Origin of the sequence: Streptomyces qinglanensis, from assembly GCF_900111245.1 — a bacterium.
Taxonomy (GTDB): domain Bacteria; phylum Actinomycetota; class Actinomycetes; order Streptomycetales; family Streptomycetaceae; genus Streptomyces; species Streptomyces qinglanensis.
Genome location: NZ_FOGO01000016.1, coordinates 166,833 through 179,570, shown reverse-complemented (window position 1 = coordinate 179,570; position 12,738 = coordinate 166,833). Strand labels below are relative to the sequence as shown.

Annotated in this window: 9 protein-coding genes and 1 rRNA gene; 4 read left to right on the top strand and 6 right to left on the bottom strand. The window is 72.8% G+C overall.

Translation table 11 applies throughout. The features are described 5' to 3' along the window. Positions 1-73, bottom strand: a 16S ribosomal RNA gene (locus tag BMX65_RS27310); the annotation flags it as partial. 610 nt (positions 74-683) lie between these two features. Here BMX65_RS27310 and BMX65_RS27305 point away from each other — a divergent pair. Together BMX65_RS27305 and ptsP are read left to right on the top strand one after the other, a co-directional pair. After that, on the top strand, positions 684-1,133 hold the full coding sequence (locus tag BMX65_RS27305) for a PTS sugar transporter subunit IIA (RefSeq protein ID WP_075003011.1): 450 nt from the start codon (positions 684-686) through the stop codon (positions 1,131-1,133). 130 nt (positions 1,134-1,263) lie between these two features. After that, on the top strand, positions 1,264-2,934 hold the full coding sequence (gene ptsP / locus BMX65_RS27300; RefSeq protein WP_075003010.1) for a phosphoenolpyruvate--protein phosphotransferase: 1,671 nt from the start codon (positions 1,264-1,266) through the stop codon (positions 2,932-2,934). A gap of 114 nt (positions 2,935-3,048) precedes the next feature. Here ptsP and BMX65_RS27295 read toward each other — a convergent pair whose 3' ends face one another. Further along, positions 3,049-5,070 (bottom strand): acetoacetate--CoA ligase, encoded by a 2,022-nt coding sequence (locus tag BMX65_RS27295; RefSeq protein ID WP_075003009.1) that lies wholly within the window; start codon positions 5,068-5,070, stop codon positions 3,049-3,051. 206 nt (positions 5,071-5,276) lie between these two features. On the opposite strand from BMX65_RS27295, the gene BMX65_RS27290 reads away from it, so the two are divergent. Then, positions 5,277-7,757: a glycoside hydrolase family 31 protein gene (locus BMX65_RS27290; RefSeq protein ID WP_075003008.1), complete on the top strand. Its 2,481-nt coding sequence runs from the start codon at positions 5,277-5,279 to the stop codon at positions 7,755-7,757. A 78-nt stretch (positions 7,758-7,835) separates the two neighbouring features. On the opposite strand, the gene BMX65_RS27285 is transcribed toward BMX65_RS27290, so the two are convergent. Both BMX65_RS27285 and BMX65_RS27280 read right to left on the bottom strand, forming a co-directional pair. Then, a complete protein-coding gene (locus BMX65_RS27285) occupies positions 7,836-8,648 on the bottom strand; it encodes an SAM-dependent methyltransferase (protein WP_075003007.1) in 813 nt (270 codons plus the stop codon). Positions 8,649-8,780: 132 nt separating this feature from the next. Beyond that, complete coding sequence (locus tag BMX65_RS27280) at positions 8,781-9,605, bottom strand: M15 family metallopeptidase (RefSeq protein WP_075003006.1); 825 nt, start codon at positions 9,603-9,605, stop codon at positions 8,781-8,783. Between the two features lie 408 nt (positions 9,606-10,013). Between BMX65_RS27280 and glpK the strand changes: the two genes are divergently transcribed. Further along, complete coding sequence (gene glpK / locus BMX65_RS27275) at positions 10,014-11,519, top strand: glycerol kinase GlpK (protein WP_075003005.1); 1,506 nt, start codon at positions 10,014-10,016, stop codon at positions 11,517-11,519. Between the two features lie 169 nt (positions 11,520-11,688). On the opposite strand, the gene BMX65_RS27270 is transcribed toward glpK, so the two are convergent. Beyond that, positions 11,689-12,294 (bottom strand): GTP-binding protein, encoded by a 606-nt coding sequence (locus BMX65_RS27270; RefSeq protein ID WP_075003004.1) that lies wholly within the window; start codon positions 12,292-12,294, stop codon positions 11,689-11,691. Further along, positions 12,275-12,697 carry a DUF742 domain-containing protein gene (locus BMX65_RS27265; RefSeq protein ID WP_075003003.1) on the bottom strand — a complete coding sequence of 141 codons (423 nt, stop codon included), beginning with the start codon at positions 12,695-12,697 and terminating at the stop codon, positions 12,275-12,277. Before BMX65_RS27265 ends, BMX65_RS27270 begins: the two co-directional genes overlap by 20 nt. Positions 12,698-12,738 lie beyond the last annotated feature (41 nt).

The window sequence follows — 12,738 nt, the reverse complement described above, 5'->3', positions numbered from 1 at the left end:
TTCATCGTTCGACTTGCATGTGTTAAGCACGCCGCCAGCGTTCGTCCTGAGCCAGGATCAAACTCTCCGTGAATGCTTCCATCCACAGGAAGAGCGGAACCAGAGGAGGAATAATCCCCCGGTTCACAGCGTCCTCGCTGTTGTGTATTTCAAAGGAACCTCAACCCGCCGAACACTCGGCAGGTCGGGGTATCAACATATCTGGCGTTGACTTTTGGCACGCTGTTGAGTTCTCAAGGAACGGACGCTTCCTTCGAAACAAATCGGTTCTGACGATGCAGTACCGGTTTCTCCGGACGTTTGCCCTTTCGCTTCTTCCCAAGCCTACCACCGGATTTTCAGTGGTCCGAACCGCTCCGCGTCGAGGCGCAACGACCAACGGGCCGAAATCGAGGTGGATTTGGGAGTGCTGCCGACACCTGGGTGCCCGGCAGGCGTATGACACTACAGCGGGCCGCGCGACAGAGGCAAATCGGTTCTGCCCCAGGTCTCGAGCGCAACCGGTCGGGACAGTGGCGCACCGGTCCGCGACAGGCTGCTGACGAGGCACGACAGGGGGTAGCGGGGCGGCCGCGCCTCTTGCGGAATCGGTTGTTCCTATGACTTACGCTTCTGAACGGTGCGCCGTCCTGAACAGGTAGCGACGGCGACTGATCGAGTCTCCGCCCTTGGGAGGTCCCCCAATGACCACCGTGTCGTCCCCGCTGACCGGACGCGCCATCGGCCTGGCCGCCGTGCCGGATCCGGTGTTCTCCGGAGCGATGGTGGGCCCCGGTACCGCCGTGGATCCCGTGCGCGAGCGGACGGAGGCCGTGGCGCCCGTCGACGGGATCGTCGTCTCGCTGCATCCGCACGCGTTCGTGGTGGTGGACTCCGAGGGCCACGGGGTGCTGACGCACCTGGGGATCGACACCGTGCAGCTCAACGGCGAGGGCTTCGAGTTGCTGGCCGCCAAGGGGGACACGGTCACCCGGGGTCAGCCGGTGGTGCGCTGGGATCCGGCGGCCGTCGAGGAGCAGGGGAAGTCGCCCGTTTCTCCGGTCATCGCGCTCGAGGCCACCGCGGAGGCCCTCGGGGACGTACGGGAGGACGGGGACGTGGAGCGCGGGCAGACGCTCTTCGGCTGGAGCTGACGTACGCGCCCGGCCCCTTCTGTCGTGTCGTACCTCCACGCGTCGTCGGAAGTCCCTTCCCTGCGCGTGCGCGGGCCGGGTGGAAACCACTGCGGTGGCCTGAGGCCGCCGCCGAGCGGAGACGGGTGAGATGGACACAACGCTTCGAGGCGTGGGCGTGAGCCACGGGGTGGCGATCGGCGAGGCGCGGCACATGGGCACGGCCGTGCTGGAGCCCCCGGCCAAGCAGATCGCCGCCGATGAGGCGCCACGTGAGCAGCAGCGCGCGCGGCAGGCCGTGGAGGCCGTCGCCGCCGACCTGGTCGCCCGGGGACATCTCGCCGGCGGTGAGGCGCAGGCCGTGCTGGAAGCGCAGGCCATGATGGCGCAGGACCCCGAGCTGATGTCCGACGTGGAGCGGCGGATCACCGTCGGGAGCACGGCCGAGCGCGCGGTGTACGACGCGTTCGCCGCCTATCGCGCGCTGCTGGCGCAGGCGGGTGACTACCTGGCCGGGCGGGTGGCGGACCTGGACGACGTGCGGAACCGGATCGTCGCCAGGCTGCTGGGCGTTCCCATGCCGGGAGTGCCGGACAGCGACCGGCCCTACGTGCTGATTGCACGGGACCTGGCGCCCGCCGACACGGCGCTGCTCGACACCTCGCTGGTGCTGGGCTTCGTCACCGAGGAGGGCGGCCCGACCAGCCACAGCGCGATTCTGGCGCGGGCGCTCGGCGTGCCTGCCGTGGTGGCGCTTCCCGGTGCGGGTGAACTGGCCGAGGGCACGGTCGTCGCGGTGGACGGCAGCACCGGCGAGATCGCGGTGAATCCGACCGCCGAGGAGCGGGAGGAGTTGGCGCGCGCCGCGGAGGACCGCAAGGCCGCCGTGGAGGCTGCCAAGGGGCCGGGAGCCACCTCGGACGGGCACAAGGTGCCGCTGCTGGCGAACGTGGGTGGGCCGGGTGACGTGCCCGCAGCCGTGGAGGCGGGGGCCGAGGGCGTCGGTCTGTTCCGTACGGAGTTCCTGTTCCTGGACGACAGCGAGCAGGCGCCCGGTGAGGACAAGCAGGTCGAGGCGTACCGGCAGGTGCTGGAGGCGTTCCCGGAGGGGCGCGTCGTGGTGCGGGTGCTGGATGCGGGTGCCGACAAACCGCTGAGCTTCCTGACACCGGCCGACGAGCCGAACCCCGCTCTGGGGGTGCGCGGGCTGCGCACGCTGCTCGACCACCCGGAGGTTCTGCAGGGGCAGCTACGGGCTCTCGCGAAGGCGGCCGAGGGGCTGCCGGTGTACCTGGAGGTCATGGCGCCGATGGTGGCGGACCGGACGGACGCGCGAGCGTTCGCCGACGCCTGCCGGGAGGCCGGGCTGAGCGCGAAGTTCGGCGCGATGGTGGAGATTCCCTCCGCCGCGCTGCGGGCGCGTTCGGTGCTGCAGGAGGTGGAGTTCCTCTCGCTGGGCACCAACGATCTGGCGCAGTACACGTTCGCGGCCGACCGGCAGGTCGGTGCGGTCTCGCGGCTGCAGGATCCGTGGCAGCCCGCGCTGCTGGACCTGGTGGCCGTCTCGGCCGAGGCGGCGAAGGCGGAGGGCAAGAGCTGCGGGGTCTGCGGTGAGGCCGCCTCGGACCCGCTGCTGGCGTGTGTGCTGACCGGGCTCGGCGTGACCAGCCTGTCGATGGGCGCGTCGGCGATCCCGTTCGTGCGGGCGCAGCTCGCCAAGCACACGCTGGCGCAGTGCGAGCGGGCGGCCGCTGCGGCCCGGGCGGCGGACAGCGGTCCGGACGCGCGGGCCGCGGCGCAGGCGGTGCTCTCCGGGGAGTGACCCGGGCGGCGGCCGCGGAACGGGCGGTCGCAGGAGCGGTCGAGGGCCGTCCCGCTGATGCGGGGCGGCCCTCACGCGCGTGGCCGGCCTCAGTGGCGGTCCGGGTGCGGCCGGTCAGGCGGTGCGCTCGCGGCCGAGCTGCTCGTAGAAGCGGAGCAGTTCGGCGTTGTCGACCGAGCCGGGGTTGACGGCCTTCTCCATGGCGGTGCCCTGGAGGAGTCGTTTGACGGGGACCTCCAGGCGCTTGCCGGTGAGAGTGTGCGGAACGGCGGGGATCTCGATGATCTCGTCGGGCACGTGCCGGGGCGAGAGGCTCTGCCGGATGGTCTGCTTGACACGGTCACGCAGTGCGTCGTCGAGTGCGGCGCCCTCGGCGAGGTGGACGAAGAGCGGCATCCAGTAGCCGCCGTCGGCCTGTTCGACGCCGATGACGAGGGATTCGCGGATCTCGGGGAGCCGTTCGACGGCCTCGTAGATGTCCGCGGAGCCCATCCGGACGCCCTGGCGGTTGAGGGTGGAGTCGGAGCGCCCGTGGATGACGACCGTGTTGCGGCTGGTGAGGGTGATCCAGTCGCCGTGGCGCCAGACTCCGGGATACATGTCGAAGTAGCTGTCGTGGTAGCGCGCGCCGTCGGGGTCGTTCCAGAACCGGACGGGCATGGAGGGCATGGGCTGGGTGACGACCAGTTCGCCGACCTCGTCCACCAGCGGCCTGCCCTGGGGGTCCCAGGCGGCAAGATCGGTGGCGAGGGAGGGGGCCTGCAGCTCTCCGGTGTGGACGGGGAGCGTGGGGACGGCGCCGGCGAAGCAACTGCACACGTCGGTGCCGCCGCTGACCGAGGCGATCCACATGTCGGCGGCGACCTCGTCGTGGATCCAGCGGAAGCCGTCGGGCGGCAGCGGCGATCCGGTGGTGGCCACGCACTTGACCCGGGAGAGGTCGAAGTCCCGGCCCGGGTGCACGTCCGCCTTGCGGCAGGCCATGATGTAGGCGGCCGAGGTGCCGTAGATCGTCGTACCGGTGCGCTCGGCGACGCGCCACTGGGCCGCCGTGTCGGGGTAGCCGGGGCTGCCGTCGTAGGTGACGACCGTGGCGCCGGTGAGGAGCCCGGAGACCAGCAGGTTCCACATCATCCAGCCGGTGGAGGTGAACCAGAAGAAGCGGTCCCCGGGTCCCATGTCGTTGTGCAGAGTGAGCTGCTTGAGGTGTTCGAGCAGGATGCCGCCCTGGGACTGGACGATGGCCTTGGGCAGTCCCGTGGTGCCGGAGGAGTAGAGAACCCACAGCGGATGGTCGAAGGGCACCTGCTCGTAGCGGGGTTCGACGTCGAGAGAGGTGAGGTCGGCCCACTCCAGTGCTCCCTCGGGAGCCGGGGTGCCCAGCAGCGGCACATGGACGACCGCGCGCAGGGTGGGCAGTGCGGAGCGGAGTTCGGCGACCGTCGTACGGCGGTCGTGTTCCTTGCCGCCGTAGCGGTAGCCGTCGACGGTGATCAGGACGACGGGCTCGACCTGCTGGAAGCGGTCCAGGACGCTGCGCGCGCCGAAGTCGGGTGCGCAGGAGGTCCAGACGCCGCCGACCGCGGCGGTGGCCAGCAGGGCGACCGCCGCCTCCGGGATGTTGGGCAGGTATCCGCTGATCCGGTCGCCGGGCCGGACGCCCAGTCGGCGCAGTTCCTGGGCCAGCGAGGCGACCTGGGAGCGCAGTTGCGCCCAGCTCACCGGAGTGGGCTCGTGTGTTTCGTCGACGTGGAGCAGCGCGGGCCCGGCGGCGCGCTCGGGGTCCTCCGCCGGGCGCAGCGCGTGCTCGGCGTAGTTGAGCGTGGCGCCGGGGAACCAGGTGGCTCCGGGCATGGCGGCATCGGCGAGGACGGTCTCGTACGGGGTGCTGAAGCGGACGCCGGACCAGTCGGCGAAGGCGCCCCAGAAGGTGGCCAGGTGCTCGGTCGACCAGCGGTGCAGCGCGGCGTACGAGGCGACGGGGTCGCTCGGATCGGGCTCCGGGGCACCGTGGTGCCGGGCCGCCCACTCCTGGAAGCGGGTGAGGCGGGCCGAGGCGAAGGCACCGGGGTCGGGCCGCCAGAGCGCCTCGGGCTGTGAGGTCCGGGCGGTCCTGTCGCTGTGTGCTGCGGTCATGGCGTGGCGGCTCCCTGACGTCCTGTACGCGTCGTCGCGTCCCTTCGCGCGGGACGATGCCATGTGGTCATCCGTTGTGCCAGGGCGGGTGTCACACAGTGCGGCTGTGTGCGGTGTGGGGAACACACGGCGCGCAGGGTGACCACCGGGTGAACGGCCACTGAACAGCCCTGACGTGGACGGTTGCCGGTGGCAGGCTGAGCAGCATGGACGGGCGGGGCCTGGTGCGGTCGGTGAGGGTTGTCGGTGGAGGTCGGGGGGCGCGGGCCCTGCGTACGGCGTGGCGCAGGCAGCGGGCCGACGCGGCGGCGCTGCCGCGGCAGCGCGCGGAGCGGGCACGCACCCCGGGCGAGGCCGCGGGGGCGGAGGCGGGGCCGGGCGGCGGTCGGGTGTGCTTCGCCCGGTCGGCGCTGGAGGTGCGGGTGACGGCGGGCGGTGCGGTGTTCCTCGGGTGGGACGGCGCGGAGCCCGAACCGTCGTACGCACTGGCGGGCGCCTGCCCGGAGACCGACCCGCGGGCGCGGTTGGAGCCGGACAAGGACGGCGGCTGGCGGGTGGTCTCCGAACGGATGCTGGTGACGGTGTCGCGCCACGGTGCGGTGGAGGTGCGCACCCCGGGCGGCGCACTGCTGCGCCGGGACGGACCGCCCCGCTGGTGGGAGTCGGACGAGGCCGCCGCGGGCGGTCCGCGCTGGATGCAGCGCTCGGAGCTGCCCGCCGACGCACGCTTCTTCGGGTTGGGCGGCAGGAGCGCGGGCCCGCGGCTGCGGGAGGGCGCCTACCGGTTGTGGAACGGCGGCGCCGACACCCGCGACCGGGGCGCGGGCCCGGTGCCGGTCGCCATGCCGGTGCTGGTGAGTGTGGCCGACGCGGGCACCCTGCTCGTCTTCCACGACAACTCCTGGGACGGCTGGGTGACGGTACGGGAGGGCGCCGAGGGGCGGGGGTCGGGCCACGATCGGCCGGCGCGCTGCGAGGTGCGGATGAGCGGGGGCCCGATGCGGTACTGGGTGGTGGCGGGTGCCCCGTCCCGAGTGCTGCACGGCTGGGCGGCGCTGACCGGGGCGCCCGCCGTGCCGCCCCGCTGGGCGCTGGGCCACCAGCATGTGCACCAGGGCCGGGCCGGGGAGCGTGAGCTGCGGCGGCTCGCGGACGGCCACCGCGCGCACGGGCTACCGCTGAGCGCACTGCAACTGGATTCCGGCGCCGGGTGGGGCGGCCGCACCGCGGGCACGGGCCGCTCGGCGGACGCGACGGGCGCGGCGCCCTCCGCGAGCCCGGCTCCCTCCTCCGGCCCGGACCGCTCGGCGGACGCGGGCGGGGCGGCAGCCTGCTCGGCGGACGCGGGCGGGGCGGCGGGCCGGTCGGCGGCGACGCGGCTGCGGGCGGACGGGGTGGAGCTGGTGTCGGTGGTGCGGCCGGGGGTGGTGGCCGAGCCGGGCTGCCCGGTGTTCGACAGCGGCACCGCGGCGGACGTGTTCGTCCGGGACGCGGCGGGCCGCACGGTGCTGGGCGGTGCGCGCCGGGGGGATGCGGCCTTCCCCGACTTCACCGACCGGCGGGCGCGCAAGTGGTGGGGGGCGCTGTTCGCGGAACGGATCGAGCAGGGTTTCACCGCGGTCTGGCACACCGGCGACGAGCCCACTTCGCTGTGCGCGTTCGGCGAGACGACGCTGCCCCGCTCGGCACGGCACGCGCTGGAGGGCCGGGGCGGCGACCACCGGGAGGGGCACAACCTCTACGCGCTGGCGATGGCGAAGGCGGGCTGGGCCGGGATGCGGGAGCTGCGCCCCCAGGAGCGTCCGTTCGTGCTCGCGGGTTCGGGGTGGGCGGGGATCCAGCGCTACGGCGGCATCGGCACCGCCGCGCCGGAGGCCGGGTGGGAGGGGCTGCGGACCACGCTGTCGCTGGTGCTGGGCCTGGGCTTGTGCGGAGTGCCGTTCGCGGGGCCGGATGTCGCGGCCCCGGCCCGGCGCCCCTCCCCCGAGCTGTATCTGCGCCGACTCCAGTTGGCCGCGTACCTGCCGCTGCTGCGCACCCGGACGACCGGGAGCGCCGCCGGTGCGTCCTGGGAGGCCGCGGCGCCCTGGGGCGTCGGGGAGGAGCTGCTGGGACATGTGCGCGCGGCGCTGGCGGAGCGGGAGCGGCTGCTGCCGTATCTGATGACGCTGGCTCAACTGGCGCACCGCACGGGCACCCCCTACGTGCGGCCGGTCTGGTGGCAGCATCCCCGGGACCGGGCGCTGCGCGACTGCGAGGACGCGTTCCTGCTGGGGGACGCGCTGCTGGTCGCGCCGGTGCTGGAAGCGGGTGCGCGGTCGCGTGCGGTGCGGCTGCCGCCGGGCCGGTGGTACGACACCCGCACCGGGCGCTGTCACCGGGGCCCGGCGACGGTGCGGCTGCCGGCGCCGTTGGCGGGGCTGCCGGTGCTGGCACGGGCGGGATCGGCGATACCGGTGCGGGGTGCCGGCGGGCGCACGGAGCTGGAGGTGTGGCCGCCGCTCCCGGGGCGTACCGGAGGCGGGCTGCTGATCCCCGATCCGGGTGCCGGAGGGGAGCGCCCGGCCGCCGAGCGGTTCACGGTGCGTGGCGGGCGCGACGGGGCAGTCCTGGTGGAGGGGGAGGACGGTGCGGCGGTGGAGTACGCCGTGCGGGTGGGCCGCCCGCCCGGCCCGTCAGCCGGGTGATCCGGCCCGGCGCACCGGCCCGGCCCGCCTGCCGGACCACCGGCCCGGCGGGCGGGCCGGGCCGGTGGCCGCGTGCGCTCACGGCTTGCGTCCGACTCCTCCGTAGCAGGCGATACGGGGCGGCTCGCCGAACGGCAGCGCCTCGGGACGCCAGTGCGGGAGGGAGACGATGCCTGGTTCCAGCACTTCCAGCCCCTCGAAGAAGCCCGCCATCTGCTCGGGGGTGCGCGGGGTGTAGGGCACGGCTCCGCTGCCCGCGTTGAAGCGGCGGATGGCCTCGACGTAGGCGGGGTCGGTGGTGCTGCCGTCGTTGTAGCCCAGATAGCTGCCGGACGGCAGCGCGTCCAGCAGTTCGCGGGTGACGGCGCGTGCCTCGTCCTCGTCCTGGACCAGGCCCAGGACGCCCATCAGCATCAGGCCGACGGGCTGGTCGAGGTCGAGGGTCTCGGCGGCGGCCGCGAGGATCCCGGCGGGGTCGCGCACGTCGGCGTGCAGGTAGCTGGTGGCGCCCTCGCGGGTGCTGGTGAGCAGCGCCTGGGCGTGCGCGAGGACGAGGGGGTCGTTGTCGACGTAGACGATCCGGGACTCCGGTGCCACCCGCTGGGCGATCTCGTGGGTGTTGTCGACAGTGGGCAGGCCGGTGCCTATGTCGAGGAACTGGCGGATGCCCGCCTCCCCCGCGAGGTGGCGTACGACGCGGCCGATGAAGGCCCGCGAGTGCCGGGTGATGTCGACCATCCCGGGGAAGACCTCGCAGACCTTGTCACCTGCGGCGCGGTCGACGGCGTAGTGGTCCTTGCCGCCCAGGAGGTAGTTCCAGATGCGCGCGGAGTGCGGGACCGTGGTGTCGATCTGCGTCGCGGGCCGTTGTGCCTTCGTCCGTTCGGTCATGGTGGGCTCCCCTGCTCGGCTGTGCTGCGGCTGCTGCGGGTCCGGTGTCCGGCTGCCGCTTCAACCTAGCGCCAAAGGTGCGGCCTCCGGAGCCCCCGGGCGCGTTCGCCGGTGGCTCCGGAGGCGGCGGTCTCAGTGCTGCGGGGTCAGCGAGCGGGGGGAGACGGGAAAGTCGAAGTAGGTGTCCGAGAAGGTCTCCGGCTCATGGGTGAAGTGCCACCACTCCTCCGGCAGGTTGCTGAAGCCCTCGTGCTCCAGTGTGCGCTTGAGCAGCAGCCGGTTGGCGCGCTGCTTCCCGGTGATGCGGGGGTCGTCGGTGTGCGCGAGGGTGTCGAAGCAGTCGAAGCCGGTCCCGGTGTCGACGGAGTTGTCGGGAAACCGCTCCTCCTGGGGTGCGTAGCACGGCACCAGGGGTTCGCCGGGGTGGTAGGGGCGGGTGGGGCGGGCGGGCAGCTCGGCGACGGTGATGTCGACGGTGCTGCCGCGGCTGTGTCCGGACTTCTCCGCGATGTAGCCGTCCTCGAAGAGCCGGTTCTTGGCCACGCGCGGGTAGAATTCGCGCTTCATCCGCTGGTCGTCCAGGTCCTTGGCCCAGCGCACGAAGTGGTCCACGGCCCGCTGCGGGCGGTAGCAGTCGTAGACCTTGAGCGTGTAGCCGCGGCGCAGGAGGGAGCGCTGGGCCCGGGCGAGCGCGCGGCCGGTGTCCCGGGTGACGAGGCACATCGGCCGGCGGTAGCCGTCGATGCGCTCGCCGACGAAGTTGTGCCGGGTGAAGTAGCGGATGTCCTGGCGGATGGTCGGGGCCACGTCGTGCAGGGCGACGAACTCCTCGGGTGCCTTGGGCTCATGGCCGCGCCCGGATGCGGCCTGAGCTGCGGGGACAGGGGCGGCCGCGAGGACGAGGAGAGCGGCGGCTGCGGCGAGCGGGGCCCGAGGGGCGGTGCGGATGCGTCTCATGCCCCTCTCCTCTACCAGGGAACGGGCAGATGCGGAACGGTGGCTCGGGATCACCCCCGTCGGTCCCGTGCCACCGTTCCTGATGCATCTGGACGCCCGGCCCCCGGGAGCGGTTCACGTGAGGGGTGGGACGTGCGGGGGCGTGGGGATCTGGTGACACCCTGGTGACAGTCGCGACAGCAGCGTCGCAGAGGGGGCGTGTCGAGGTGGTCGTGCGCCCGGCCTTGACTGCCCCTCAGCCGCGCTGAACACTGCCGTCACGCTCATCGCGGGCACCGCCGTCAGCCGGGTGGAGCCGCCGATCGGCGGGGCCTGGGGGCTCTGCTCGGCGGGGCTGCGGCGTACCGCTCCGCAAGGCCGCATTCTGATCGGGACGTCCGAACGCACCTATCGAGGGGTCGTCACAACATGACGGACAAGTACGTCGCTGCCATCGACCAGGGCACCACCTCCAGCCGCTGCATCGTCTTCGACCAGCGGGGCGGAATCGTCGCCGTCGACCAGCAGGAGCACCGCCAGATCTTCCCCAAGCCCGGCTGGGTGGAACACGACGCCGACGAGATCTGGACGAAGGTCCAGGCCGTGGTCGGGGGCGCGTTGGAGCGGGCGGAGCTGCGCGCCGACCAGCTCAGCGCCATCGGCATCACCAACCAGCGCGAGACGACGGTGCTGTGGGACCGCGCGACGGGCCGGCCGGTGCACAACGCCATCGTCTGGCAGGACACCCGGACCTCGGCGCTCTGCACGGAGCTGGGCGGCGAGGTGGGCCAGGACCGCTTCCGCGACCGGACGGGGCTGCCGCTGGCCAGCTACTTCGCCGGGCCGAAGGTCGCGTGGCTGCTGGACAACGTACCCGGACTGCGGCAGCGCGCGCTCGACGGGGAGATCGCGTTCGGCACCATGGACTCCTGGCTGATCTGGAACCTGACCGGTGGCGTCGACGGCGGACGGCACGTCACCGATGTCACCAACGCCTCCCGCACCATGCTGATGAACCTGGAGTCCCTGGAGTGGGACGCCTCGGTGCTGGAGGCGATGGATGTCCCCGCCGCCGTGCTGCCCGAGATCAGGTCCTCCTCGGAGGTGTACGGCACGGCCGTCGGGCAGTTGGCCGGGGTGCCGGTGGCCTCGGCCCTCGGCGACCAGCAGGCGGCCGTCTTCGGGCAGACGTGCTACGGCGTGGGCGAGGCGAAGAACACCTACGGCACCGGCTCCTTCCTGCTGCTGAACACCGGAAACCGGCCGGTGCCCAGCAAGCACGGACTGCTGACGACGATGGGCTACCGGCTGGGCGACGAGGCACCCGTCTACTGCCTGGAGGGCTCCATCGCGATCACCGGCGCGCTGGTGCAGTGGTTCCGCGACCAGCTCGGCATCATCGACGACGCGGCGGAGATCGAGACGCTGGCCGCCAGTGTCGAGGACAACGGCGGGGCCTACATCGTGCCCGCGTTCTCCGGCCTGTTCGCGCCGTACTGGCGTTCGGACGCGCGCGGAGTCATCGCGGGGCTGACCCGGTACGTGACCAAGGCGCACCTGGCACGGGCCGTGCTGGAGGCCACGAGCTGGCAGACCCGCGAGGTGGTCGACGCGATGTACCAGGACAGCGGCGTGGAGATCACCTCGCTGAAGGTGGACGGCGGGATGACCGCCAACAGCCTGCTGATGCAGCATCAGGCCGATGTGCTGGGCGTACCGGTGATCCGGCCGGTGGTCGCCGAGACCACCTGTCTGGGCGCGGCGTACGCCGCGGGGCTGGCGACCGGTGTGTGGTCCGGCCTGGAGGAGCTGCGCGCCCACTGGAAGCGGGACGCGGAGTGGACGCCCTCGATGGGCGAGGAGGAGCGCGAGAAGGAGTACGCGAACTGGCACAAGGCCGTGGAGCGCAGCTTCGGCTGGGAGCAGTCCGGCTGAGACCGGGTCGGGCGGGGCCGCTGTCGGCCCCGCCCGGGGTCCGGCACGGCGGGGCCGCCGGGAGACGGCGCGGGCGGCCCGACGGGGAAGCGAGGGGTCCGACGGAGGCCACCGGGCCGGGAGGCGGGCCGTGCGGCGTGGCACCGGCACCGCGCGCTGAACTCCGACCTCAGGTGCCGGCTGTCGTCCGGGTGGCGATCCGCATGGCGTGCTCGACCACCGAGACGAGGACGTCGCGCGCGGATTCGCGCTGCCGCGCGTCGCACAGCAGCACCGGTATCCCGCCGTCCAGGTCGAGAGCCTCGCGGACATGCTCGACGGGGTACCGCTCGGCGTCGTCGAAGCAGTTGACCGCCACCGTGAAGGGGATGCCCCGGCGCTCGAAGTAGTCGACGGCCGCGAAGCTGTTCTCCAGCCGCCGGGTGTCGGCGAGCACCACGGCGCCCAGCGCGCCGGTCGCCAGTTCGTCCCACAGGAACCAGAACCGGTCCTGTCCCGGTGTGCCGAACAGGTACAGCACCAGCTCTTCGTTGATGGTGATCCGGCCGAAGTCCATGGCGACCGTCGTGGTGGTCTTCGCCTCCACACCGCGGGTGCTGTCCACGGGGCGGCTGGCCTCGGTCAGCAGTTCCTCGGTGCGCAGCGGTTTGATCTCGCTGACCGCCCCCACCAGTGTGGTCTTGCCGACGCCGAACCCGCCGGCCACCAGGATCTTCAGTGTGACCGGTTCGGCGGGGGCCTTGCTGCCGCGCCGCTCAGAGCGCCCGAAGACCATTGATCACCTCTCTGAGGATGCTCTCGTCCGGCAGTTCCGCCGGAGGGACGGGGCGGGTGACGCGTACCAGTGCGGACTCCAGCAGGTCGCCGATCAGCACGCGTACCACCCCCACGGGAAGGTCGAGCTCTGCCGCCACTTCCGCCACCGACAGCGGCGAGCGGCGACAGAGCACGACGATGTCGTGGTGCTCGGGGACGAAGGAGTGGTCGGCGAGGAGCTTGTCCTCGGCCGCGGACAGCGCTCCCGGCTCCGCCCCGTCCGCGTCGTCGGCGCCGTCGGCGATGACGAGGGCGATGAGGTCGAGCTGCGTGTCCGTGCCGCCGCTGCGCGTGCGGCCGCGGGTCATCGCGTACGGCCGCACCACGGGTCCCGCCGCGTCATCGAACCAGTGGTCCGCCATGGCCGGCCCGCCTCCTCCCGCTCCTCGTCCCGTCGCCTGTC

Bases quoted from the DNA above. Each gene is read 5' to 3' on its own strand.
- BMX65_RS27305 (WP_075003011.1), top strand. From the start codon at position 684: ATGACCACCGTGTCGTCCCCGCTGACCGGACGCGCCATCGGCCTGGCC.
- ptsP (WP_075003010.1), top strand. From the start codon at position 1,264: ATGGACACAACGCTTCGAGGCGTGGGCGTGAGCCACGGGGTGGCGATC.
- BMX65_RS27295 (WP_075003009.1), bottom strand. From the start codon at position 5,070: ATGACCGCAGCACACAGCGACAGGACCGCCCGGACCTCACAGCCCGAG.
- BMX65_RS27290 (WP_075003008.1), top strand. From the start codon at position 5,277: ATGGACGGGCGGGGCCTGGTGCGGTCGGTGAGGGTTGTCGGTGGAGGT.
- BMX65_RS27285 (WP_075003007.1), bottom strand. From the start codon at position 8,648: ATGACCGAACGGACGAAGGCACAACGGCCCGCGACGCAGATCGACACC.
- BMX65_RS27280 (WP_075003006.1), bottom strand. From the start codon at position 9,605: ATGAGACGCATCCGCACCGCCCCTCGGGCCCCGCTCGCCGCAGCCGCC.
- glpK (WP_075003005.1), top strand. From the start codon at position 10,014: ATGACGGACAAGTACGTCGCTGCCATCGACCAGGGCACCACCTCCAGC.
- BMX65_RS27270 (WP_075003004.1), bottom strand. From the start codon at position 12,294: ATGGTCTTCGGGCGCTCTGAGCGGCGCGGCAGCAAGGCCCCCGCCGAA.
- BMX65_RS27265 (WP_075003003.1), bottom strand. From the start codon at position 12,697: ATGGCGGACCACTGGTTCGATGACGCGGCGGGACCCGTGGTGCGGCCG.